Here is a 24,628-nt window from a genome sequence, read left to right on the forward strand (position 1 = left end):
TACCGGGTAGTGATGCGTTTCAGGCCTGATTTCCGGAAAGTAGGCCTGAAATGATTAAGACTGTGAAAGCGAAACCCCGCGGCGCTCCCACTCAGAGGCCAGTTCCAGTTTAGGCAGTAGGGTCTTAAGCAACCAGTTCTCCATTTCTTCCCCGGCGTGGAAATGCGTGATGTCCACGGGCAGTTCGTCTTTTAGGTGCTGCATGCGGGCGGTATGGTGTACCCGGGAATCCAGAATCACAAATGCGCCTTTGTCTTTCTCGCGCCGCACCAGTCGCCCGAAGCCTTGCCGGAGTTTGTGCTGACTGGCCGGGTAATAGAATTTGCTCCAGAAGTAACCGCCTTCCACCTCGCGGCGGTGTGCTACCAAGGGGTTACCCAAGGATGGATTAGGCAATCGGAAAACGATGACCTGCGAGAGCGTGACGCCCGGGAAATCCACGCCTGACCACATGCGGTCCAGACCCAGCAAAACGGAATGCTCTTCCTGCCGGAACCTTCTGATTTCCCACAGGCTGGTGCCTTCCTGCTTGAGCAGTTCAATGTCATAGGCGGGTAGACGCGGGTGCAGCCATCGGTAAGCATCTTCCATGTCGCGGCGACTGGTGAAGAGGACCAGGGTTCTGCCGTTCAAAGCCACAATGCACTTGAGCAGCGTTTCCATGGAGGTCTGCAGCCAAGCCTGTTTCTGGTCTTGCGCCATCTTGTGCTCATAGCAGGGGATGAACGCGGGGACCACTGCGTGGACCTTTTCCTGCTGCTCATAGTTGAACGGCGAGAGGTAACGCACTTCCTGTTCAAACGGCTCCTGGCGGCCCAGTTGATTTCTAAAGTACTGCGTGTTGCCGCCTACATACAGCGTGGCCGAGGTAAACAACAGGCTGGGGTAGATGTTCTGCAGTTTGTCCATCTCGTCCTGCAGGTAGTACGGCATCTTGCTCACCGACCAGTTCTGGCCGCTTTTCTCCAGCACATGAATCCACTTGCGGGCCGGGAAATCGCTGGTGATTTTCATTAGCGAATCGGCGAACTCAGCGGCCTTTTCTCTGTAGGTCTCCAGGCGGCTGTAGGTCTTGTCCTCGGGCTTTTTCAGGAGCTTGAGGATGCGGTCTATCTTGCCGGCCACAAACTGAACGGCCGTCAAGAGTTCCTGCAGGGCTTGTTCAATATCGGCGCTGAATTCTCTTTTGGTCCAGCGGCCGTTTTCTACCAACGCGACTTCCTCCTGCCAGCGCTGTTCGCCTTGGATAGGCAGGGCCTGAATCAACTCGCCGCTGGTTCTGATGGTGGCGCAGTCGCGGTGGATAGAGTCAATTTCAGCCAGCACCAGTTGGGCGGTTTCGGTGTCTGCCTGGTGGGCTACCTTTCCGGCCACAATATCCAGGAAACCTTTGCGGTAGTCTTTGCCCAACAACGGGCGAAGCAGCCGGGCTTCCATGACGGCTAGGCTGAAGTTCATGCTGAGGGCACTCCGGGCGAAATCGGGGAACTGATCGGCTTCATCAATGATGCAGTGCTTGATTAAGTCCGTGAGTTTGGGCGGCAGTTGCAGCAGCTTGTGGTGGTTCGTGACAATGATATCGGCGGCGTAGGCCTGCTCCATGTGGCGGGCGTACGTGCACTTGGCGGGCTCCAGGCACAGCTTGGGCACGCAGACCTCCTGGGCGTTCGCCTCCGACAGCAATCGGTAGGTATCCGGTAAAATGGCCCTGATGTTGTGCGGAATCTCTTCCACCTCGCCCTGGGTATGATGTACGCGCAGCACCAGGTAGAGCCAACTCAGCCCTTCCCGAATGGTGCCTTTCTCCTGCACCACCAACTCGTCATACAGATCCAGCAGCGCCGAGATGCACAGGTAGTTGTTCTTGCCTTTCACGATGGCGGGCCGCAGGTGCGCGTGTAAACCACCCTTGAAGCGCAGGCGCGGGATCTCGCCCTGCATCACCTGTTCCTGCAGGTTTTTGGTCGCCGTGGCCACCACCACCTTGCGGCCAGGGTTCAAGCGCAGCAACTCAGCAGCGGCCATGAGGTAGCCCATGGTTTTCCCGGTGCCAGTGCCGGCCTCGGCCACAAACGTGCCTTTATCTGTGAGGGCTTTGTTGCAGAATTTGGAATACTGCATCTGAGCGTAGCGCTCGGGCAGGCCGTGTTTCTTGTACCAGGCGTGCAGGGCATCGTGGATGAGCTGGTCAGACGGCTGGGCGATGTCTACGCGGGGTTTTACCGTGGGGGCATCGGGTACGGTGGGGAGCCAGGAGGTGAGCAGTTCCCGCAGGTGAAAGGGTAAAACCGGCACTTGGGTGGTGGCAGGCGGCGTAAGCCAATGCAGATCCAGCGGCTCCAAGGTCTCGATGTGCTCGGCGGCATGCAGCAAGGTGCGCCAGGCGGTGCCCATGAAGATGGCGCCTAAGTCCAGCACCTGTTGAAGCAACTGCATGAATAGCGTAGGTTCGCCGGGTTCATCTTCCGGGGTGCTGGGGATTTTCTGCAGCAGCACCTCCAGTAGTTTGAAAAGCTGCGTATGCAGGGCGGCTAAAGCCACGTGCATAGGTTGAGAAGCGGGCTTCTTCTGGGCGGCGGTGGAAAGCGCCACCAAATCGCCCATTTCCATCAGGTTGAGGTGCGGCAGAAAGAACGAGGACAGTACGGCCAGATCGGCGCAGACGGGTGGCGAGGGCATACCCGTCAGAATGTAATGCTTCAGCCAGGTTTGCTCGTGCCGTTCGTGGAAGAAAAACACGTGCGTGAAAGAACTCAGGTATGCCTGGACCTCGGCTTTCTGCTCCTGCCAGGAGGGAGCACTTTTCGCCTGCTCTTTGCTGATTTTAGACTGTTTCTGCACGCTGCGGCCAAACTCCGCCTCGGGGTTGATAAACCATTCCTTCAGTACGGCATTCCCTTTCTGCAACGACAGCACGCCCACCTGCAGCAACCCATGTTTGGAGCCATATGGGCCGGTGGCAAATAAATGCAGGATGGCAAAGGTTGGGGAATCAGCTTTCATCAGGACCTCGTTCACTCGTCTAAGCAGAACCACAAAGGTACTCTATGCTAAGGAATTTGCCGCAAAATAGTGCTGGATGCTAAGCAGTTTAGGAGGGTTTGTTTTGAGGGTGTTTTGGGGAAAGTAGGCCTGAAACGAAAAAAGCCGCACAAAGCGTGCGGCCCTTTTCTATATATGCAGTTGTGTGTTGTTCTTAATGATTACGCAGCGGAAACTTCAGCCAGCGTAGGATAATCGGTGTAGCCTACTTCTGCAGTGTTGCTGTAGAACGTGTTGTAATCCGGGGCGTTCAGCTCGGCATTCTCCGCGAAACGCTCTACCAGGTCTGGGTTCGCGATGAACGGACGGCCATAAGCCACCAAATCAGCGAAGCCATCGGCTAACACCTGGTTACCGGTTTCCTGCGTGAAGCCACCGTTGATAATCAAGGTGCCGTTGTACAACGGACGGAAGTGCTTGGCAATTTCCTTGATGGCGTACGGTAAAGCAGCTACTTTAGGAGAAGCCTCGGTCAGGTGCAGATATGCCAGGTTGTAGTCATTCAAACGCTGCACGATGTACTCAAACGTAGGCGCAGTCTCTTCATCAACGGTAATACCGAACTGCTCGTGCATGGATGGGTTTAGACGAACACCTACGCGGCTCAGGTCAATTACTTCCTTCACAGCATCCAAAACCTCAAAGAAGAAGCGGGCGCGGTTCTCAATTGTTCCGCCGTATTCATCGGTGCGCTGGTTAGAGCAGCGGCTGAAGAACTGGTGGAACAGGTATCCGTTGGAAGAGTGAATCTCCACCCCGTCAAAACCAGCTTCCACGGCGTTAACAGCGGCTTTCCTGAAGTCCTCTACAATGCCTTTAATCTCGGATACTTCCAAAGCGCGTGGCGTCACGGTTGGTTTGAAGCCTTCGGCGGTGAACGCTTGGTCATTGGGGTTGATAGCCGATGGTGCCACCGGTAATTCGCCGTTGTGGAAATCTGGGTGCGACATACGACCCACGTGCCACAATTGCGCGTAGATTTTTCCGCCTTTCTCGTGCACGGCCTTGGTCACCAGTTTCCAGCCTTCTACCTGCGCGGCAGAGTAAATGCCTGGGATGTTGATGTAGCCCACGCCCTGCGGACTCACCGGCGTACCTTCTGAGATAATAAGACCGGCGCTGGCGCGCTGGGCGTAGTACTCAGCGTTCAGCTCGGTGGGTACATTCTCAGGGTTATTAGACCGGCTACGGGTCATGGGGGCCATCACTAAACGGTTGTTCAGTTGCAAAGCGCCTTTCTGATAAGGCTGTAACAGCGGTTGATTTTCTATTTGGCTCATAATCTATTTTGTGTAAACATAAGTTGTATATACAACTATATGGGTAAAAAAATATTAACCTTCTCGTTCTCTTAATTTGTCCATCAGTTCGCCAATCTGTACGGCTTCTTCTGGGGTAATCTGGCTGTATTTCTCTTCCAGGTTCTGCATAATGGTGTCGGTCTGCTTCAGCAGTTCCAAGCCTTTCTCGGTGATCACGATGTCTACCTTGCGGCGGTTATCGGCGCACTGGCAGCGGGTCACCAAGCCTTTCTCCAACAGTTTGTCTACCAGGCGGGTGGCGTTAGAGTCACGGTCCAGCATGCGTTCCTGAATCAGGCCCAGCGTGGCCGGATTAGGATACTGCCCGCGCAGGATGCCCAACACGTTGTTCTGCTGCAACGACAACCCATATTGCTTCAACTGGCAGGAAAACGCTTTCTGCAGCCAGTTGCCCGTGAACATAACGTTCACCACCATGCGGCGGTATGGGCTGCCAAATGTCTTCTGCTTCAATTCGTCCTCTAATTTCATGGGCTTTCTGCCGTTCATGCGGCAAATCTAAGTCTTATAATTGTATATACAATATTTGTAGTGGCTTTGTTCCGCTGAGCCCAGGTTTCTTCCAGGAAATCACCGTTTCTGAGGTGTTTTACGCGAATAAGCCATAAAACGGTTTACCCCGGCATAAGGATCCATTTTCACCTGTAAATTCAGGTTCTGCAACACTGTAGAAGGACATCTGCCGCCAAAACGGAACTAGCTTTAGCTGACCGGACAACAACTAGATTGGAGATGGTCCAAGCGTTTTTAAATCAGTTCTCTAATTTCGGCCCATAAACAGAAATCACCTGGGCCTCCTCGGTGCAGGCTTGAAGTTTTTGGAAGACTGCGCCAGGGAGGCTGTCTATAGGTAGGTTGGGTAGAGAACTAAGTCCGGCTAGGGGCAGGCTGGGGTAGGTAACCGGTAGTGGCCGGAGATTCTACCGTGCTGTCAGGGTCGGCATCCTCGGTGATGTCTGTGGCGGCGTCATCCCGGTCTTTGGCTTCCTGGTCGGCAGGCTTTTTGGTTTCACAGGCGCCTAGCAGGAAAAGGCCGGAGAAAGCAACCAGGATTCCTGCTTTCCGGAAAGTGGCGCCCACGGAGGTGATTTCTTTTTTCATAGTGCTTGTAGGTAAGGTTGATTAATCCTCCTCTACGGAAAACACCGGCTTATCGCCAGAAACCAGAACTCCATTTTAACAATGACTGCGCAAGAAGGTGCCGGAGTATCGTTTTTGCAGCGTCACTACCCACTGCAGCGCTCGTGTAAAGCCTTCAAATCTGGCGTCGCCCAGGTGACCAGATACAACTTGGCCCCGTGCTGTGCCACCACGGGCAGGAAGCCGTTGATGCCCAAAGCCTGCACCTGCGCAAACCCGTCCAGACAGCTAACCATTATTTCGCAGTTAGCTTGTTCTCCAGCATGCGGTTGTTGTACTGCTGAATAAAGGCCTTGAGCTTGTTTTCCATGGCTACCCTGATGAGCGGCTCCTTGTCTTTGAGGTTCTCCTTCAGGAATTTGTCTTCCCGGTAATTGAACAACCCTAGAGTCTGGGTACCGTCAAACTGCAGGAAGTAGTCGCCCTCGGTCCACTGGTAGCCGCCCTGGTAGCTGATGGCGAAATTGCCTTCCGCTGGATTCAGCATGTTTTTCCCGAAGGAGAAGTACGGCTGGTCGTAGCCCAGGTAACCCAGCACGGTGGGCATGATGTCCAGTTGCTGCACCACGCGGTCTTGCTCCACACCCTTGAAGGAGGCATCGCCGGGGGCGTAGAAAATGATGGGCACGGCAAAGTTGCCCCAGGCCGTCTGGTACTCGGGATAGTAGGTGAAGGTGGCTGAGTGGTCGGCGGTGATTACGAAGAGCGTATTCTTGAACCAAGGCGCCTGACTGGCCTTCTGGAAAAACTTGCGCAGGGCCATGTCTGAGTAACCTATGCACTCAAAGATTTCATACGGCCCCTTTTTGAACTTGCCTTTATAACGGTCCGGCACTTTGTAGGGGTGGTGCGACGAGGTGGTGAACACCGCGCTCATGAATGGTTCCTTGAAAGTGTTCAGCTTGCCGGCCATGAACTGCAGGAACTCCTCGTCCCAGATGCCCCACATGCCGTCAAAATCCTCGGGCTTGCCGTACTCCGTCATGCCGTAGTAGTCCTGCACGCCAATGAGGTTCATAAACGCATCAAAGCCCATGGAGCCGTTGGGCGCCCCGTGGAAAAAAGATGTGTAATAGCCTTTCTGCCGAAGCGTGCGCGGCAGGCTGGGCAGATTGTTGCTCACGTACTGCGTGAGCACGAACGGCTCCTGGATGCTGGGAATACTGGTAAGCACGCTGGGCAGTGCATCAATGGACTTCCGGCCGTTGGCAAACGAGTTCCAGTACACCTTGCTCTGGCCCATGAGTGAATCCAGGAAAGGTGTGAAACCGGTATACTTGCCGTTCTCCAGGTGCTTGTTATAACCACCCACTGCTTCCTTCCCGAAACTCTCCAGCACAATCAACACCACATTCTTCTGCTTGAACTGGGCCGAGTCTGCAGGCTGGTGCACGGGCGAGTAAAGCTGGGCTACTTGCTGATCGGGGAAATACGCCACTTTCTGGTAGCTGGTCTTGTTGATGGTTCTGATGATGGAGAACGGCGTGTTGAGCACGATGTACATTTCCTGCGGCCGCTTCACATACTCGCCGGCGTTGCTCAACGTAATAGGCCGCGTGCTGTGCCGGAAACCGCCGCGCATAGCCGCAATGCTCAGCCCAATGGTAAGCACCAGCATGACGGTATGCCACGGATAATAAAACCACGGGTTGTAGGTAGGCGCTTTCTCCAGTCTGATACGGTTGTAGAGCCAGGTCATCAAGGCTATCAAGCCTATCCAGATCAGGGCTATATACCAAAAATCGACGAGGAAACTGGAAGCGAAGCCACCCCAGTCCTCATTCGCGAACTCCTTCACCACGCTGCCGGTAGTCCGCCGCAGGGTAAACCGATAATAGATGAAATCCACGGAGTTAAGCGCCAGCCCGATGCCGTTGAACACCAGGAAGACCCATTTCACCACCTTCCGGTACACCGGATGATGCCTGAACCGGAACGGCAGAATCATAAGCGCAATGAACAGCAGATTGGTATACAGAACCGCCGCCAGGTCAAACTTGAGCCCACCCCACATGAGGTACAGCAGATCAGAGAATGACGTTTCCGCGAAAAAGCCCTTATTGAAAAAGAAAAAGAGAAGCCGACAGACCGTGTACAGCAGCATCGCCACGCCCAGCGCCAGCAGCATGGCCACATGCACGCTCCGTCGCAACGCCCTCGGCTGAAAAGATTTTATCATGTCCTAAAGAAAGAACCGCAAAATTACTGAACCCGAAGCAGATATAGAAACCAGGAGCAAGTCATGGGAATAAGTTGCGTTTCTGGGGTAGTTTCGGGAAAGAAGGGTGAAAATAGAAACCTTACTTTTGAGGTTGGCGCCTCACGGCTTTGCAAACTGCCGGTCATTTTGGGTCCAAGTCACAGGCTTGAACCATGTCATAGTATTTAGAAGACCTCACAGGTTTTCAAAACCTGTGAGGTCTGAGGCGTTCCTACCAGGCATTCCCATTTCCAGCCTTTCGGTGGAGCGCCTTGTCAGGTTCCGGTGCCGTGAGGCATTGCGACCGCTAGGGAGCAAAGGAAGCTGGCGCAGCGCGAGGCCGGAAGGCGGGGCCTCGCGGCCATGAGCGCACGGAGCTTAGCTATATAACAATACAGTTCATGAACCCACGCAAACAACAGCGCCACGCCAGCGAAAGCGGACTACGTGATTAGAAAAAATAAACAAATAGGAAATTAGCTAAGCAGAAAAGCAAAACTGAACAAAAAAACAGCCTTGAAACGTCACTCCGTTTCAAGGCTGTTTTCAAAAAAGGAAACCAAAAACACTTTACTTCTCAAAAGCCTTCCTTAAATCAGCCACCGCCATTTCCTGAGCGTACTTGGCTTCGCGGAGCACTGAGGCCATCCCGAAGAATTCATGCGTCACGCCGTTGAAAACCTTGTGGTTCACGGTTACTCCGGTGGAATCCAGTCTTTGGGCTAGTTGCTGGCCTTCGGTCTGGAGTGGGTCCAGTTGGGCGTTAATGATGGTGGTAGGGGGTAGGCCTTTGAGGTTGGCGCCCACCAGGTTGATCCAGGGGTTCTTGCCATCATTAGGGGAGCGCAGGTACTGTTTGAAGAACCATTCCATCATGGGTTTGTCCAGGGGTTTGGCCGAGGCGTATTTCTGGTAAGAAGTTGAATTGGTGTTATAGCTGGCAATGGGGTAAACCAATACTTGATGTACCGGCATCTGCACTTTCTGGTCGCGGGCCATCATGCTCACGGCGGCCGCCAGGTTTCCCCCGGCGCTTTCGCCCACTACGGCTACTCTTTTAGGGTCGCCTTTGAGGGAAGCGGCATTTTTCAGAGCCCATTTATAGGCTGAGAAAGAGTCGTTATGGGCGGTGGGGAATTTGTTTTCGGGGGCTTGACGGTACGCCACAGAGATTACCACCGCTTCGGCCTGCTCAGCCAGTCCTTTGGCCGAGGCGTCATACGTGTCCAGATCGGCAATGACCCAGCCGCCCCCGTGGTAGTAGACAATCACCGGGTAAGGGGCGGTACCTGTTCTGGGGGTGTATACGCGGGCGTGGATCTGGCCACCCGTTACCGGAATCGTTTTGCCCACGGTATCTACCTTAGAAGGCGGCATGGGCATGTTGTTCTCCTTCATCAGGTCCATGACGGCGGTGGTAGGGGTGGGGTTCTGCCGGGCCTGCTTGGCGGTGAGTTGCGGAATAGGCTTGGCGTTGTAGCTGGCCAGTTTCTCAATGACTGCCTGCATAGGGCCCGTGATGGTGTCTGCCCAGGCCGGTTTGGTGCCGGTGGGCTTCAGGCTGGATGCTGCCTGGTCAGAGGTGTCTGCATCAGCATCAAGGTCAACGGCGGTGGTGTCAATGGCTCCTTCGCGGCTGACACTCTCGGTTTCAGCCACGGGGCGTTTGCTCTCGCAGGATATGGCTAAAAAGCAGCAAGCCGCTGCCAAAATAAATCCGCCTTGGCGGGCGGAGGCTAAAATTTTCTTTTTCATAGTGTTGAGATGGTTGTAATAAACAGAATACGTATTTATCTACATACGGGGCTGCGGTGAATACGGATTATTTCTGGCTCTAACCAGAGAAAAGGCGGGGAGAACCAAGGTGGCCCAATTCTTGCGTCTAAAAGAAAACTGGCTATCTTTGTTAAGTAGCAAGCGAGAGTAGCTCAGTTGGTAGAGCATCAGCTTCCCAAGCTGGGGGCCGCGGGTTCGAATCCCGTTTCTCGCTCTAAATCATTCAAGTATCTTCTTTCCGGTTCCTTAAGATGGGTAAGTGTAGAGTTCTCAATTTCCCCCGCTATTACCAAGTTCTAGCATTTGTCCTTTTAGTATCGGTGGCCAGTTGTACGGCACCCCGTTCCGTGATCCAGTCCGGCAGGGTTACCCCGCATGGGGAGTTCAAGGTGGGCGCCAACTTTGGGGGGAACATCGCCTCAGAACCCATCAGTCAGCTTAAAGACGTGGGCGAAGACGCCATCAAGGCGCTCGCGAACCGTGATTCTGTGTACTATGACGGGCTGGTGAAATCTGCTACGAAGGCTGCCATTGCCTACACCCTTGACCCGGTAGGACCCAACTTTGATTTCTATGTGCGCTACGGGGTGCTGCCCCGCGTGGATGTGGGCTACAAATACGCCTCGGGGGTACACGTGTTGGATGCCATGTACCAGTTCATGGGGCCGTTGGCCGGCTCTGCCAAGAGCGCCGAAAGATGGTACGGCAGCGTAGGCTTTCAGTACGCCGGGCAGAAATCAGACGTCCTGTCCAAGATTTTCCTGGACAAGCTTTCTCCTATTCTACAGTTTGAAGCCTCCAGAAGAGATGTGCTGGTGCCGTTGGTGTTCAGCCGGTCATTTGGGGTAGATGAAGAGTTCGGGAACATCTCTTTCGGGGTGGCTTACAACCACACCTTCGTGGAATACGGGTTAGTGCCCGGCAGGCTCTATGAAAAAGTGGGCGATGGTAAAGCCGTGCAGCTAGAAGGCCTCACCAGAAAGGGAAACTTTCCGTCTTACGGCCTGTTCGTGAATGCCAAGATAGGGGCCAAGCGCATTTTCCTGCTGCCCGCACTCTCTATGTTCTACCAGAATTACGGCACCTTTGAACTCCTGAAAGGCGAGCAGGTAGATTACTCCGGTATCACCATTGTACCTTCTATAGGTCTGCAGATTGGGCTGGGGCAGGGTAAAGTAGGAAGATAATTTCCTGATTTAGAGGCTGTTTTTCCCAAATCTGGCACTAAACAAAAATGCATTGTAAACGAAGAAGCCCTGGGCTGATGTCTTTCATCTGCCCAGGGCTTCTCTTTTTAGCTTGTTTTTCAGGAAGTCCTGTAAAAGCTTTAGCGTAGCAAGTAAGCAACCATCAACAGGAAGCCATAGACAATGTCATAGCTCTTGAACTTCTCGCGCAGCATTTTCAGGGCCTTGTTGATGTGGTTCTCTATGTTGCTGTTGCTGGTATTCAAAGCGCTGGCGATCTCGGTATTGCTCAGGCCCTCGGTGCGGCTCATGACAAATACCTGGCGCCTCACCGGCGGCATAGAGGCGCAGGCCTCTTCAAATAATTGCACCAACTCCTTGTGCTCCAGGGTGGTTTGGGTGGAGTTTTCAGAAATTGCCCCATAATCGGCCAGGTACTGGCCAAAGGCGAACTCGTACACCCGGTGGCGGGCTTTGTTGTACACCAGGTTCTTGGCGGTGGTGAACAGGTACCCGTCAAGGTTCTGGGCAGGGTCCAGGGAACTGCGGCGTTCCCACACTTTCAGGAAAACCTCCTGCACTATCTCTTCGGCATCTTCGCGGTTCCTAACCAGTTTCATGGCAAAGGCAAAAAGTTTGGGTTCCAGTTTCCGGTACAGACGCTCAAAGGCCGCCACGTTGCCGGTGGTTAAGGCCTCAATGTCCTCCATGAAACTTTCCCTGCTTTCTGTTTGCATGGTTTCTTGGTTAAAGTACCTGTCTTTCATGCTACTACAATCTCTCTCTTCCAAACTCCTCAGATCTCCTTTTGAAGTAGTCAATTTCAAAAACCTAAAATACTCAGGATAAATGTAGACCATTTTATAGAAAAAACAAAAACCGAAACTTTTGTTAAAAATATTTGAAAACGGAGGTGGTGCAAGCCCGGGGTTAAGTGTAGTAAGGAAAAGCGCTAATCTTTTATAACCCATGGATCAACACTTACTAGACCGTTTTTACAAGGGGGCATGTACCCCTGATGAGGTGAAGGCGGTATTGGAGTGGTTTAAGAATCAGAAACTTACCCCTGAGCAGGAGCTTGAAATGAAGGAGCTGTGGGCGCAGGCGGGACACCACCAGTCTGAGCCGGCTTACGCACATAACGCAGATAAAACCTGGCGCAGTTTAGAGGCCCTTATTCAAAAAGACACCCAAAACCAGGAGCCCGAAGCCAAGGTGCTGCCCCTGCAGCCAAACGCCTGGGCCAAATGGATGCGTGTAGCCGCCGCCATTCTGTTGCCGCTGGGCTTGATCTGGTTTGTGGCCTCGCAATACTTTCAAAAGGAGATGGTCGTTGGGGAAATGATGGCCGTGCAAACTGCCCCCGGCGAGTGGAAAACCGTGCAACTGGAAGACGGGTCCTCGGTGGTGATGCGGCCGGGCAGCAAGGTGCGCTACCTGGTGCCTTTTGCCCAGAACAGAAGAGACATCTCGCTGGAGGGCGAGGCTTTCTTCCAGGTGGCCAAAGACAAAAACCGTCCCTTTGTGGTAAAGTCAGGTACTATCTATACCCAGGCCCTGGGTACCTCCTTCAATATCAGATACCAGCCTAAAGACACCGCCATCTCTGTGGCGCTAGCTACCGGTGTGGTGAAAATCAGCAAAGGAGAGACAGAAGAGGAAACCACCTTGGCCAAATTGGTGCCGGGGCAGCAACTGGTGTTCAACCGCAGAAACCAGAGACATGCCGTGGGTACCTATAAAGCAGAGGAAGTGCTGGGCTGGAAAGACGGGGTGCTTTATTTCAAAAAAGCAAGCTTAGAAGAAGTGGTAAATAAAATAGAAAACTGGTACGGCGTGCAGGTTGAAGTGCAAGGCATGGGGCCAGCCAGTAAAGAAACGTGGAGCTACACCGGTGAATACAGGCAGCAAAGCCTGCCCCAGGTACTGGAAGGCATTGGCTTTGTGAAGAACTTTACTTACCAGGTGAACCAGAACCAAGTGCAGATAACCTTCAAAAGACCATGAGCTTATGAGAAGATGACCGGTTTTTTTAACAGGTAAGCCACTGGGTGGCCTACCTGTCAACTACCTCCGGAAACCAGATGTTGGCGCATCCAGATCCATGAGGCAATTCAAACACTAAATACTAAACACTCTCAATATATGGAAAAAAACGTTTACGGCGTCCTGAAAGGAATGTCCTGGAAAGCTTTGGCGGTACTTGTGCTGCACCTGGCTTTCTTCTCATCTGGTTTTGCCGCACCCGGCAAGGCACCGGTGAGCACTATTCAAAAAACCAAAATCACCCTCTCCATCACCAACGGCACCCTGCAGGAATTCTTCCGGAAGGTTGAGGCCGAGACCCTGTTCAAGTTCACGTTTGATGAGAACGAAGTGCCTAGCCGGTCTAAGGTATCGGTGCAGGCCAAGAATGAGCCCCTGGATAAAGTCTTGGAGAAAGTAGCGGCTACCACCAACCTGGAGTTCAAGCAGGTGAATAACAACATTCATGTGCGCACCAGAAATACCAGAGCAGCGCAACCAAAAGCTTCTGTGGCCCCGGTGGTACAGGACGGTTTCCGGGTTTCTGGTAAAGTGACCGATGAGAACGGCACCGGATTGCCCGGCGTTACCGTTTCCGTGAAAGGGACCACCAATGCCACTTCCACTGACGTGAACGGAGGTTTCTCTTTGAACGTCCCAAACGGAACCGGTACCCTGGTGCTCTCTTACATCGGGTACATGACCCAGGAAGTAGCCATTGAAAGCCGTTCTACCATCAACGTAGCCCTGGCTCCAGATACCAAATCCTTGCAAGAGGTAGTGGTGATTGGGTATGGTACGCAGAAAAAAGAAGACATTACCGGCTCTGTATCGGTGATTGACAACGAAGCCTTTGACGCCCGCCCTAACACCCAGGTAGGAAACCTGATCCAGGGTAAAACCGCCGGTGTGCAGGTGTTGACCAACTCTGGAAAGCCATCAGCGGGTTTCAACATCCGCATCCGGGGTACCAGCTCCATCACCGCCAACAGTGATCCTTTGTACGTGGTAGACGGCGTTCCTTCTACAGACACCAGAAGCCTGAACCCCGCCGATATTGAAAGCATCTCTATCCTGAAAGACGCTTCTTCTGCCGCCATTTACGGTGCGCAGGGTGCCAACGGGGTAGTGTTGATCACTACCAAACGCGGTAGAACCGAAAAACCAACCTTTGAATTCAGCACCTACACCGGGGTTTCCCAGGTTTGGAACACGCTGGACGTTCTGAACGCCGAGCAGTACCGTGACCTGATGACCGAGCTGGGCCAGAACACAGACTGGAGCCGCTACCAGGAGAATACTGACTGGCAGAATGAAGTTTTCCAGAACGGAAGCTCTCTGAACTACCAGTTAGCCGTTTCCGGGAAGACTGACAAAACGAACTACTACATCTCTGGCGGTTGGATGAAGCAGAACGGAGCCGTACGCAGCTCTACCATGGACCGCGCCAGCTTTAAAGTGAACCTGGAGCAGAAGCTTTCCAACTGGTTAACCGTGGGTACCAACATGGGCTACACCCGCTACCATGACGTAGACGTAGCCGATAACCAGTCTGTAAACCAGGGCGGGGTGATCCTGGGCGTATTATCTACACCGCCAGTAATTGGAATATACAACGCTAACGGAACCTTCACCAGCAACCCGTTCCAGGACTGGGAAAACCCTATCTCCAGCACCGACGGTTCTGACCGCAACTATCGTAACCAGCGTCTTTTGGGCAACGTGTACAGCGAAGTGCAACTGCTGAAAGGCCTGAAATACCGCGCTAACTTTGGTATTGACTATATCAGCGCCATCAATGACTACTTCCTGGATCCGTTCAGAACCAGCTATGGCCGCGCCAGAAAAGGAATTGGCCGTAACAGCACCAACCTGACCAACTACTGGATTCTGGACAACACCCTTTCTTACACTAAAACCGTGGGCCAGCATAACTTCAGCGCCATGGTGGGTTCTGTGCAGCAGAAATTCAGATGGGAAAACAGCAGCATTGAGCGTACTGAGTTCTCTGGTACTGCGGTGACTACTCCTGGTGCCGGTGCGGTGATTCAGTCGGCAGACGCTAATAAGTCTGAGAAAACCAACACCTCTTTCATTAGCCGGGTGACCTATGACTTCGCGAACAAGTACCTGTTAACCGCCAACTTCCGGGCAGATGCTTCTTCGGTGTTCGGTCCTGAGGTACGTTGGGGTTATTTCCCTTCTGCGTCTTTGGGCTGGAGAATCTCTGAGGAGAATTTCTTCCCTAAAACCAACGTGTTGAATGATTTGAAACTACGCGTAGGTTGGGGACTGGTGGGTAATGATACCGGCTTGGGAGCGTATGCGTACCTGGCCCGCGTAGGTTACGGCGCCAACTACCCTATTGGTGGTACGGCCCAGCCTGGTAGCTACCCGTCTTCCATCGGGAACAACCAGTTAGGTTGGGAAGCCTCAGAGCAAACCAACGTAGGTCTGGATGTGGCTTTCCTGAACTCCCGTATCTCGTTAACCGTTGATGCTTACCTGAAAAAAACCACTGACCTGCTGTTGCCGGTTGAAGTGCCAAGATCTACCGGGTTCAACGGCGGTGATGCCAACGTAGGAAGCCTGCAAAACAAAGGTCTTGAGTTCCTGGTGAGCTCGCAGAACCTGGTGGGTGATTTCTCCTGGACTACAGACCTGAACCTGTCTTTCAACAGAAACAGAGTAATCAATATTTTGGGTCAGAACTTCTATGGCGGCGGAGTGGCCGGTAGAGGTGATGTGAGCTTGTCAAGAGAAGGTTCTCCTTTGGGTCTGTTCTATGGCTACCAGTGGGGCGGGGTAGACCCAACCACCGGTATGGCTTACTACATCAACAAGAACGGCGAAAGCACTTTCACGCCTTCGGCGGATGACCGCGTGATCATTGGTAACCCTAACCCAGATTTCATCTACGGGGTAACCAACACCTTCTCCTTCAAAAACTTTGGTCTGAGCATCTTCCTGCAAGGTTCACAAGGCAACGACATCTTCAATGCCACCCGCATAGAGATGGAAGGCATGTCAGATCCTAAAAACCAGGGTATCGCCGTGATCAACCGCTGGAGAAACCCCGGCGATGTAACCGATATCCCTAAGGCGGTTTGGGCCAGCACAGACAACTCGCGTATCTCTTCCCGCTTTGTGGAAGACGGTTCTTACCTGCGCGTGAAAACTCTTACCCTGAGCTACAACCTGCCTACTACGCTGTTGTCTAAGATCAAAATGAACAACCTGCGCATCTACGCTACCGGCGAGAACCTGTTCACCCTCACAGACTATTCAGGGTTTGACCCAGAGGTGAACGCCTTTGGCGGAAGCAACCGGGCCCAAGGCATTGACTTTGGTACCTATCCGCAGACGCGCAACTTAATCTTAGGTCTGAATCTTTCTTTCTAATTAAGAATTTATGAAACTGAACAGAATAGCAATATATACCTTGGCCGGTGCTCTCATGATGGGAGCCCCAGCCTGTAACGACTTTCTGGAACTGGAGCCAATTTCTGAGGCCACCACAGAAAACGCTTACAAATCTGCCAGTGACGCTGAAGCTGCCCTCACCGGGGTGTATGAATCGTTTCAGGCAGAGTACTACATCTGGGATAACCTGGTGTTCAGCGAGATTCTCTCTGATAACTATTATGCCGGGGGTGACAACGCCGAGATCTTTGCCGTTGACAACGTAGCCATCACGCCTACCAACAGCCGTCTGTGGAACAACTGGAGCCAGATCTACAACGCCATTGCCAAAGCCAACGTGGTGTTGCAGAAGGTACCTCAGATCACAGACCCGCAGTTATCAGAGACCCGCAAAAACCAGATCCTGGGTGAGGCTGCTTTCCTGCGCGCATACCATTACTTCCAACTGGTGAAAATGTGGGGCGGTGTTCCGTTGGTGTTAGAGCCAGTAACTTCGCTTGATCCAGCTACGACTCAAAAGCCCCGCGCCACCGAGGTTGAGGTCTACAACCAGATTGTGGCCGACCTGACCTTTGCCTTGGAAAACAGACTGCCTGATACCTACGGAGAGAATGCCAGCGTGAACAAAGCCCGTGCTACCCGTGGTGCCGCCAACGCCTTGTTAGCGAAAGCCTGGGCCCAACGCCCAGACCGCGACTACAACAAAGTGCTGCAGTACGCCGATGCCGTGATCAACAGCCCGGCCAATTACCAACTGCTGAGCAACTTCAACGATCTGTTTGACGGTGCCCATTACAACAATGCCGAGTCTATCATGGAGGTGCAGTTCATTGGCGGAAACGAAGCCAACTGGGGCCCTCAGATGCTGCTCCCACCATCCTTGAGCGGTGACACCTGGCGCAAATTCATGACCCCGTCGCATGACCTGGTGAATGCCTACAACTCTGAGAACGACAACGTCCGGAGAAACACCACCATCTTGTTTGAGAATGCGCCTTGGTCAGATGAGTTCTGGTCAGTGAGCACCGGCGGAAGCGTGCCATTCGCATACCGCTGGAAAAGCGCCAACGGCTGGGCCAGCACCAACCGCCAGTACCTCTTCAGACTGGCAGATATCATGCTCCTGAAAGCCGAAGCCCTGAACGAACTGGGCCGCCTGGAAGAAGCCAGAACCGTGCTGAACACCGTGCGCAGAAGAGTAAACCTGGGCGCGAATACCTCCACTACCAAAGAGGATATGAGAATGGCCATCCTGAAAGAGCGCCGTCTGGAGCTGGCCCAGGAAGGTCACCGTTGGGATGATCTGCGCCGTTACGGCGTGGCTGCCCAGGTGATGAACAGCCTCAATGAGATTGACCTGCGCACCAATACCCGCAAGGAGTACAACGTAGCGCCGCATGAGTTGTTCCTGCCAATTCCGCAGTCAGAAATCAACCGTAACCCGCAGTTGACGCAAACCTCGGGTTATAACTAATCCTTCGGCCGCAAGGCACCCGTCTCAGAACCTTTCCCCCGAGGTTCTGTTTCAGGGCTGATTTTAGAAAAACAGTCCTGAAATAACTGGCTCCGCAAATACTTTGCGGGGCCAGGAAGGAAGGTTGCAGGTGTTTGCCAAAGATCCTCTTCAAGAATTCATGTCTAAAAAATAGTCATCATGAAAAAGATAAACGTGTTTTTCCAGCTCCTGGCCCTGCTGTTTGTGGTGGGCGCCTGCGAGGAGCAAGATAATATTGAGCCAGTGGGCAACTGGGAACTGAGTGCCCCTGTGCTGGCTAACCCGGCAGAAAATGCCACCATCACCCTGGACCAGGCCAGCCCTAACGCCACTACCCGTTTTGAGTGGGCTCCGGCAATGTCCAGCAAGAACTATGGCGTCACCTATAGATTGGTGATTGACTCTGCCGCCAACGCAGATTTCAGCACGCCTATCCTGAGCATGCCTACCGGCAACGGCGGGAAAAACCTGTTCATCACGCCTTCCGCGGTGCAGATTGACCAGGCCTTGTCCATGGCTGGTTATGACGCCAACGCCGTGGCCCAGTTGAAATGGGCCGTGGTGGCCCAGTCATTGAGCAAGGAAACCGTGTCTGCAGGCAAGCCTATCTCCATTAAACGTTTCATAAACGAGACGCACCCAGACCGCCTGTACATCTCCGGTACGGCGACTGAGAAAGGCGCCGATGTAAGCCAGGCCATTCAGATGCGCCCATTGAAAGATGCCAACGGAAACCGGACCAACGTATTTGAAGTGTACACCCGCTTAACCGAGGGCGGTACTTTCAGATTCTACAGCCAGCAGAACGCCACCTCTGTGGTGTACGGCGCGGGCACAGACGGCGGGCTGCGTAAAAAGGGAACTCCTATTGCCGCTCCGGGGGCTGGTACCTACCGCATTACTGTAGACCTGAACACAAACAAAATCAGCTTCCTGAAGATTGACAGATGGAGCGTGATTGGCGGTGCATTTGCCGGCGGTTGGAATACCGAGGAGCCGCTCGCGTACCAGGGTAACGGTGTTTGGAAAGCCTCTCTGGACGTTGAGAAAACCGAGGGCTTCATTTTTAGAGCCAACGGTGACTGGGGTTACCTGATGAAACGTGTGAAAGGCACCAGCAACCAACTGGTAATGGAGTCTCAGGCCCCTGCCGGTACGTTTGAAGACATCCCGGCTACGGCTACTGGTCGTCATATCGTGACCTTGAACCTGTCTGGTGAGCAATACACTTACTCTCTGCAGAAAGACACCTCGGTACCGCCTCCGGCCACTATCCCGGATAAACTCTTCTTATTGCAAGGCAACACGGTGGTGGCTGAATTCACCAAAGACGGTAACACGTTCAAATCAAACGTGTTCCTGGCGCTGGAAGCAAGCAAAGAATACAGACTGAACTCTGCCAATGACGGTTCTGGTACTTCTTTCACTACCACCGCCAAAATAGGCGAGACCACCACACCAAACGCAGATGCGGTATCTATGCCGGTTGATTTCGGGACTGGTAATGCAGGGATCGTGGTTTCCCGTGACCAGGCTTACCAACTCACCCTGAACTTCCAGACCGGTAAGCTTACCTGGAAGTACTACAACATCAAACTTTTCCACTGGGATGATGCCGGCGGAGGCTGGGATGCCCGTAATGAGTACCTCATGACCTACAAGCACCCTTTTACCTTTGAAGGTACGTTCGCACTAAAGGCCAACTATGACCTGAAGTTCAACTCCCCTTGGGATGTGCAGTTCGGGACCAACAGCATTGCGCTCACCGGAACCATGACCAACGGAGGTCCTAACTACAAAGGCATCACGCAGGCTGGTAATTACAAAGCCACCATCACCGTCACCAACGACTACAAAACCGCCGAGTATTCGTTTGTAAAACAATAATCAGAACGGGCGCTTCGGCTTCAGAAGAAGGAAGAAGCGCCCGTTTTCTTTCAAAAGAGGTGCAGGTATACCTTGCGTAGTTTTAGGACCGATTTCTTGAAAAGAGACCTGAAACACCTGAAGCCTGCCAACAAAAAAGCTGTTCGCGAAGCTCACCTGTTAGGGTTAGCCAAGCGCAGCCGTGTGTTTCATGAGACAGGTTCAAGCAGCCCTCTGGTAAGCTAAACCTGTCTGTTCAAAAAGTAACCATGGGAAATCCCTTCTTAAAGAAAATATCTAAACTGAGTGTGCTCGCGTTACTGGCCGGTTCTTTGGCCAGCTGCGGTGGTGGCGACTCTGACCCAACTCCGTCCCCCCCGCCACCCCCGGGCGGTAACGGTACCAGCCAGGTAGCTTTCTGGCTCACCAACCCAGACAAATCGGTGCTGTTCAAGAAGCAGAACGTGACCTTGAACTTCAAAGCCGAGGCCAACAATAATCTGACTATAGATATAGACACTACCCAGGCCTACCAGACCGTGGATGGCTTTGGGTACACCTTAACCACTGGCAGCGCCTACGTGCTCAACCAGATGGCCGCCACCAGCCGCGCCGATCTGTTGAAAGAATTGTTTGCGGTGGACAACGAAGAGGGTACCATTGGCGTGAGTTACCTGCGCCTGAACGTAGGTGCCTCTGACCTGAGCCCCACCGTGTATTCGTACCAGGATGTGATGGGTACCGCCTTTAGCCTGGCGCCTGACCAAGCCTATTATATTCCAGTGCTCAAGGAAATTCTGGCCATCAACCCTAACATTAAACTACTGGCCTCGCCGTGGAGCCCGCCGGCCTGGATGAAAACGAACAACAGCCCCAAAGGCGGTTCGCTGAGAGCGGAGTACTACGATGATTACGCCGAGTACCTGGTGAACTACATCCAGGGTATGAAAGCGGCCGGAATCACCATTGACGCCATCACTATTCAGAACGAACCCCTGCACGACGGCAACAACCCCAGCATGTACATGTCGGCGCAGGACCAGGCGAATTTCGTGAAGAACAACATCGGGCCGGCGTTGCGCGCCGCGAACCTGGCGACCAAGATCATCCTATATGACCATAACCTGGATCGCGTGGACTACCCCATCAGCATCATGGACGATCCGGCGGCAAAGCAGTATGTAGATGGATCGGCCTTTCACCTGTACGCCGGGAACATTGCCGGTATGACCACCGTGCACAATGCCCACCCAGACAAGAACGTGTACTTCACCGAGCAATGGGTAGGCGCCCCGGGCGATTTCTCCGCAGACCTGAAATGGCACATGACCAACGTGGTTATCGGGAGTATGCGCAACTGGAGCAAGAACGCCCTGGAGTGGAACCTGACCGCTGACCAGAACAACCAACCATTCACTCCTGGCGGCTGTAACACCTGTCTTCCTGCCGTAACGGTAAACGGAAACACTGCTACCCGCAACGTAGCCTACTACATCATCGCGCATGCTTCTAAGTTTGTTAGGCCGGGCTCCGTGCGGGTGAAAACCACGTTGCTGAACGCCCAGAACACCGAGATGTTCAGCACTCTGCAGCACGTAGCGTTCAAGAACCCGGCGGGCAAAAAGGTGTTGCTGGTCCTGAACGAAACCGGTTCTGATCAGACCTTCAACATCCGGTACCGCGGCCAGATTGTCTCTTCTACCTTGAGAGGCGGCGCCACGGGTACCTACGTGTGGTAATTCTTATTCTATTTAGGGGCTGTTTTAGATAAAACAGCTCCTAAACAGATTACTGTCTCGCAGTGAGGCAGTACGTTTTAAATTTTGAATTCAGACTCAGCTAGAAGTAAGATTCTAAAGCGATTCTCCACCCCTTTGTCATCCTGAAAGGATCTTGTGAGCGAACTAGGTAGCCCTTTCTTAGACGCTATTATCTTTCCAAGATGGCAAAAAGGGAAGTGGTTAATGGGAGTGATGCATGGGGATGACGAGGATTCGTCTTCGAGACCTACGCTAACTCTACTGAGCCAATATCATTTTAATACCTTTTCATGATTCATTCCCTCAAAAAACAGTGGGTACACACCCTCCTCATCAGTGGGCTTTGTTTGGGCGGTGCGGTGGGCTGTACCTCCAACAAAAACCTTTTCTCCAAGAACGAGGCCGATCTTTGGTTGACAACTGCTGATAAATCTTCGCTGTTCCAGAAGCAGGCGCAGCCGTTGGCGTTTACAGATGCGGCAGCTACGACTTCCTCCGTCATTGACATTGATGACCAGCAGACGTTCCAGACCATAGACGGTTTTGGCTATACCTTGACCGGCGGCAGCGCGTACCACCTGCACAAAATGACTCCGGCAGCGCGGGCGGCGATTCTGAAAGAGCTCTTCGCAACGGACGGAAACAATATTGGCGTGAGTTACCTGCGCGTGAGCATCGGGGCGTCTGACCTGGACGAGAAGGTGTTCTCTTACAACGACCTGCCCGAAGGCCAGACCGATCCCAACCTGGAGAAGTTCAGCCTGGCGCCGGACCGTGAGTTCCTGATTCCGGTTTTAAAGGAGATTCTGGCCATTAACCCCAAAATCATGATCCTGGGCTCGCCGTGGTCACCGCCTACCTGGATGAAGACGAACAACAACTCCAAAGGTGGTTCCCTGAAGCCGGAGTGGTACGATGCTTATGCGAAATATTTCGTGAAGTACGTGCAGGAAATGGCCAAAGAAGGCATCACCATCGATGCCATCACGGTGCAGAATGAGCCGCTGCACCCGGGCAACAACCCCAGTTTGTTGATGCTGGCGCCGGACCAGGCGGTGTTCGTGAAGAACCATTTAGGTCCTGCTTTTCAGAAAGCGAACGTAAAAACCAAAATCATCGTCTACGACCACAACCTGGATCGTCCGGATTACCCTATCACTATTCTGAACGATCCCGAGGCGAAGAAATACATTGATGGCTCAGCGTTTCACCTGTACGGCGGCAAGATTGAGGCCATGTCTGAGGTGCACAATGCGCACCCGGACAAGAACGTGTACTTCACCGAGCAGTGGATTGGTGCTCCCGGCAAGTTCCCCGGCGACTTGAAATGGCACGTGCGTGAACTCATCATAGGCGCTCCCCGCAACTGGTCCCGCAACGTGCTGGAGTGGAACCTGGCCGCTGATCCGCAGCAGAAACCGCACACGCCCGGTGGTTGCACCGAGTGCTTAGGTGCCCTGACAATCGATGGGGACACGGTCATCCGCAATCCGGCCTACTACGTCATCGCCCATGCCTCTAAGTTTGTGCGTCCGGGTTCAGTGCGAATCGCGTCCAACGTGCCTACTAACTTGCCGAACGTGGCCTTCAAAACGCCCAAAGGCGAACGTGTGGTCATTGTGCTGAACAACGGGGAAACTACGCAGACTTTCAACATCAGACACAAGGGCAAAACTGTTGCGGCTACCTTGAACGCCGGTGCGGTAGGTACCTACGTGTGGTAAATTTCTAGAAGGAGTGAGCAGCGGCTGGAGTAAAACTGTTTTCGGGTTGATTTAAGAAAAACATGCCCAAAACAGTTTTACCTTCGCAGTACAACAGCTTCTATTCACTCATTCTCTCAATCATTCAATCACTCATTCCAAAATGAAGAAAATACAATCCCTAGCATCCCTTACTTTGCTGGCCGCGGGTGTAGCGTTTTCCTGCTCGCAGGTGAAAACAAGCCAAAGCAAAACCAGCAACAATACCTTTCAGGTAGACAATCGTTCGGTGACGGTGTACACCACGGCCAAAGACACCGATTTGCGCTTGTCGCAGAACGGAACGCTGCGGTTCCAGGACTTCGGGCAGCCACTGGAGACGCAGGTGTGCGTGTTCGTAGACCCCAGCAAGACCTTCCAGACGATGGTGGGAATTGGGGGCGCCATCACCGATGCCACGGCCGAGACCTTCGCCAAACTGCCGAAGGACAAGCAGCAGGAGATCATGAAGGCGTACTATGACCCTACCAACGGCATCGGGTACACCTTGGGCAGAACCACCATCCACAGCTCTGACTTCTCCAGCGGCTCGTACACTTACGTGGAGGACAACGACAAGGAGCTGAAGACCTTCAGCGTGAAGCACGATGAGCAGTACCGCATTCCGTTCATCAAGCAGGCTATTCAGGCCGCAGGCGGCAAACTGACCATGTACGTGAGCCCGTGGAGTCCTCCGGCCTGGATGAAAGACACCAAAACCATGCTGCGCGGCGGGAAACTGTTGCCGGAGTACCGTCAGAACTGGGCGAACTACTACATCAAGTTCATCAACTCGTATGAGCAGGCGGGCATTCCTATTTGGGGCCTGAGCGTGCAGAACGAACCCATGGCGAAACAAACCTGGGAGTCGTGCATTTTCACCGGCGAGGAAGAGCGTGATTTCATCAAGGAATACTTAGGGCCTACGCTGCACAAAAGTGGCATGAAAGACAAAAAGCTGATTGCCTGGGACCACAACCGTGATTTGATCTACCAACGCGCTAGCACCGTCCTGAACGACCCGGAGGCCGCTAAATACGTGTGGGGCATTGGCTACCACTGGTACGAGACCTGGACCGGCTCTGACATGCTGTTTGACAACCTGCGCAAGGTGAAAGAGACCTTCCCGGAGACCAACCTGATCTTCACCGAGGGCTGCATTGAGAAATTTGACTTCAACCGCATCAACGACTGGGCCTTGGGCGAGCGTTACGGCTACTCTATGGTGAACGACTTCAACGCCGGAACCGCCGCCTGGACCGACTGGAACATGGTGCTGGACGAGAAAGGCGGCCCTAACCACGTGGGCAACTTCTGCTTCGCGCCAATTCACGCTGATACCCGCAACGGCAAAGTGCTTTATACTAACAGCTACTACTACCTGGGCCATTTCTCCAAGTTCGTGAAGCCGGGTGCCAAGCGCATCATCAGCTCCTCAAACCGCGATGCCCTGCAAACCACCGCCTTCCTGAACCCAGACGGAAAGGTAGCCGTGATCGTGCTCAACACCACCGACAAGCCGCTGGACTACAAGCTCTGGATAAACGGCAAAGCCGCCGATGCCAAGAGCCTGCCGCACTCCATCGCTACGCTGGTGCTGTAATTAATTATTTCAGGATTTACTTTTTTGGGACAGACGCAGGTGCAAAC

General features: G+C 53.3%; 16 protein-coding genes and 1 tRNA gene. 9 read left to right on the plus strand and 8 right to left on the minus strand.

The features are described 5' to 3' along the window. Window positions 1-54: 54 nt before the first annotated feature. The 7 genes from J3P34_RS17975 to J3P34_RS18005 form a co-directional block, all read right to left on the minus strand. The gene (locus J3P34_RS17975) at window positions 55-3,003 is read right to left on the minus strand and encodes an ATP-dependent DNA helicase (protein WP_210489987.1); all 2,949 of its coding nucleotides are present in this window, start codon (window positions 3,001-3,003) and stop codon (window positions 55-57) included. A gap of 200 nt (window positions 3,004-3,203) precedes the next feature. Beyond that, the gene (locus tag J3P34_RS17980) at window positions 3,204-4,322 is read right to left on the minus strand and encodes an alkene reductase (protein ID WP_210489988.1); all 1,119 of its coding nucleotides are present in this window, start codon (window positions 4,320-4,322) and stop codon (window positions 3,204-3,206) included. A 54-nt stretch (window positions 4,323-4,376) separates the two neighbouring features. Continuing rightward, window positions 4,377-4,835: a MarR family winged helix-turn-helix transcriptional regulator gene (locus tag J3P34_RS17985; protein WP_210462918.1), complete on the minus strand. Its 459-nt coding sequence runs from the start codon at window positions 4,833-4,835 to the stop codon at window positions 4,377-4,379. A 396-nt stretch (window positions 4,836-5,231) separates the two neighbouring features. Beyond that, window positions 5,232-5,465, minus strand: coding sequence for a hypothetical protein (locus tag J3P34_RS17990; protein WP_210489989.1), 234 nt, complete (start codon window positions 5,463-5,465; stop codon window positions 5,232-5,234). A gap of 125 nt (window positions 5,466-5,590) precedes the next feature. Beyond that, window positions 5,591-5,740: a hypothetical protein gene (locus J3P34_RS17995; protein ID WP_210489990.1), complete on the minus strand. Its 150-nt coding sequence runs from the start codon at window positions 5,738-5,740 to the stop codon at window positions 5,591-5,593. Next, complete coding sequence (locus tag J3P34_RS18000) at window positions 5,740-7,683, minus strand: LTA synthase family protein (RefSeq protein ID WP_210489991.1); 1,944 nt, start codon at window positions 7,681-7,683, stop codon at window positions 5,740-5,742. The genes J3P34_RS17995 and J3P34_RS18000 overlap by 1 nt, the downstream gene beginning before the upstream one ends. 591 nt (window positions 7,684-8,274) lie before the next feature. Then, window positions 8,275-9,459 (minus strand): alpha/beta hydrolase, encoded by a 1,185-nt coding sequence (locus tag J3P34_RS18005; protein WP_210489993.1) that lies wholly within the window; start codon window positions 9,457-9,459, stop codon window positions 8,275-8,277. 162 nt (window positions 9,460-9,621) lie between these two features. Between J3P34_RS18005 and J3P34_RS18010 the strand changes: the two genes are divergently transcribed. Next, a tRNA-Gly gene (locus J3P34_RS18010) sits at window positions 9,622-9,694 on the plus strand. A 133-nt stretch (window positions 9,695-9,827) separates the two neighbouring features. Beyond that, the gene (locus tag J3P34_RS18015; RefSeq protein ID WP_210489994.1) at window positions 9,828-10,667 is read left to right on the plus strand and encodes a hypothetical protein; all 840 of its coding nucleotides are present in this window, start codon (window positions 9,828-9,830) and stop codon (window positions 10,665-10,667) included. 140 nt (window positions 10,668-10,807) lie between these two features. Here J3P34_RS18015 and J3P34_RS18020 read toward each other — a convergent pair whose 3' ends face one another. Next, the gene (locus J3P34_RS18020) at window positions 10,808-11,404 is read right to left on the minus strand and encodes an RNA polymerase sigma-70 factor (RefSeq protein ID WP_210489995.1); all 597 of its coding nucleotides are present in this window, start codon (window positions 11,402-11,404) and stop codon (window positions 10,808-10,810) included. A 232-nt stretch (window positions 11,405-11,636) separates the two neighbouring features. On the opposite strand from J3P34_RS18020, the gene J3P34_RS18025 reads away from it, so the two are divergent. The 7 genes from J3P34_RS18025 to J3P34_RS18055 all read left to right on the plus strand — a co-directional run bounded on the left by J3P34_RS18025 (window position 11,637) and on the right by J3P34_RS18055 (window position 24,581). Further along, window positions 11,637-12,674, plus strand: coding sequence for a FecR family protein (locus tag J3P34_RS18025; RefSeq protein ID WP_210489996.1), 1,038 nt, complete (start codon window positions 11,637-11,639; stop codon window positions 12,672-12,674). Between the two features lie 138 nt (window positions 12,675-12,812). Then, window positions 12,813-16,094, plus strand: coding sequence for a TonB-dependent receptor (locus J3P34_RS18030; RefSeq protein ID WP_246853772.1), 3,282 nt, complete (start codon window positions 12,813-12,815; stop codon window positions 16,092-16,094). Between the two features lie 10 nt (window positions 16,095-16,104). After that, entirely contained in the window at window positions 16,105-17,589 is a 1,485-nt protein-coding gene (locus J3P34_RS18035; RefSeq protein WP_210489997.1) for a RagB/SusD family nutrient uptake outer membrane protein, read from the plus strand. 180 nt (window positions 17,590-17,769) lie between these two features. Then, window positions 17,770-19,497, plus strand: a complete 1,728-nt coding sequence (locus tag J3P34_RS18040) for a SusE domain-containing protein (RefSeq protein WP_210489998.1) — start codon at window positions 17,770-17,772, stop codon at window positions 19,495-19,497. A 248-nt stretch (window positions 19,498-19,745) separates the two neighbouring features. After that, window positions 19,746-21,215 carry a glycoside hydrolase family 30 protein gene (locus J3P34_RS18045; RefSeq protein ID WP_210489999.1) on the plus strand — a complete coding sequence of 490 codons (1,470 nt, stop codon included), beginning with the start codon at window positions 19,746-19,748 and terminating at the stop codon, window positions 21,213-21,215. Window positions 21,216-21,526: 311 nt separating this feature from the next. Beyond that, complete coding sequence (locus J3P34_RS18050; protein WP_210490000.1) at window positions 21,527-22,960, plus strand: glycoside hydrolase family 30 protein; 1,434 nt, start codon at window positions 21,527-21,529, stop codon at window positions 22,958-22,960. A 142-nt stretch (window positions 22,961-23,102) separates the two neighbouring features. Continuing rightward, window positions 23,103-24,581, plus strand: coding sequence for a glycoside hydrolase family 30 protein (locus tag J3P34_RS18055; RefSeq protein ID WP_210490001.1), 1,479 nt, complete (start codon window positions 23,103-23,105; stop codon window positions 24,579-24,581). Window positions 24,582-24,628 lie beyond the last annotated feature (47 nt).

This window comes from Rufibacter aurantiacus, assembly GCF_017916345.1.
GTDB classification, from domain to species: domain Bacteria; phylum Bacteroidota; class Bacteroidia; order Cytophagales; family Hymenobacteraceae; genus Nibribacter; species Nibribacter roseolus.

What these genes read in the sequence shown, in the direction of transcription:
- J3P34_RS17975 (WP_210489987.1), bottom strand. Translation starts at nt 3,003, where the DNA reads ATGAAAGCTGATTCCCCAACCTTTGCCATCCTGCATTTATTTGCCACC.
- J3P34_RS17980 (WP_210489988.1), bottom strand. Translation starts at nt 4,322, where the DNA reads ATGAGCCAAATAGAAAATCAACCGCTGTTACAGCCTTATCAGAAAGGC.
- J3P34_RS17985 (WP_210462918.1), bottom strand. Translation starts at nt 4,835, where the DNA reads ATGAAATTAGAGGACGAATTGAAGCAGAAGACATTTGGCAGCCCATAC.
- J3P34_RS17990 (WP_210489989.1), bottom strand. Translation starts at nt 5,465, where the DNA reads ATGAAAAAAGAAATCACCTCCGTGGGCGCCACTTTCCGGAAAGCAGGA.
- J3P34_RS17995 (WP_210489990.1), bottom strand. Translation starts at nt 5,740, where the DNA reads ATGGTTAGCTGTCTGGACGGGTTTGCGCAGGTGCAGGCTTTGGGCATC.
- J3P34_RS18000 (WP_210489991.1), bottom strand. Translation starts at nt 7,683, where the DNA reads ATGATAAAATCTTTTCAGCCGAGGGCGTTGCGACGGAGCGTGCATGTG.
- J3P34_RS18005 (WP_210489993.1), bottom strand. Translation starts at nt 9,459, where the DNA reads ATGAAAAAGAAAATTTTAGCCTCCGCCCGCCAAGGCGGATTTATTTTG.
- J3P34_RS18020 (WP_210489995.1), bottom strand. Translation starts at nt 11,404, where the DNA reads ATGCAAACAGAAAGCAGGGAAAGTTTCATGGAGGACATTGAGGCCTTA.
- J3P34_RS18025 (WP_210489996.1), top strand. Translation starts at nt 11,637, where the DNA reads ATGGATCAACACTTACTAGACCGTTTTTACAAGGGGGCATGTACCCCT.
- J3P34_RS18030 (WP_246853772.1), top strand. Translation starts at nt 12,813, where the DNA reads ATGGAAAAAAACGTTTACGGCGTCCTGAAAGGAATGTCCTGGAAAGCT.
- J3P34_RS18035 (WP_210489997.1), top strand. Translation starts at nt 16,105, where the DNA reads ATGAAACTGAACAGAATAGCAATATATACCTTGGCCGGTGCTCTCATG.
- J3P34_RS18040 (WP_210489998.1), top strand. Translation starts at nt 17,770, where the DNA reads ATGAAAAAGATAAACGTGTTTTTCCAGCTCCTGGCCCTGCTGTTTGTG.
- J3P34_RS18045 (WP_210489999.1), top strand. Translation starts at nt 19,746, where the DNA reads ATGGGAAATCCCTTCTTAAAGAAAATATCTAAACTGAGTGTGCTCGCG.
- J3P34_RS18050 (WP_210490000.1), top strand. Translation starts at nt 21,527, where the DNA reads ATGATTCATTCCCTCAAAAAACAGTGGGTACACACCCTCCTCATCAGT.
- J3P34_RS18055 (WP_210490001.1), top strand. Translation starts at nt 23,103, where the DNA reads ATGAAGAAAATACAATCCCTAGCATCCCTTACTTTGCTGGCCGCGGGT.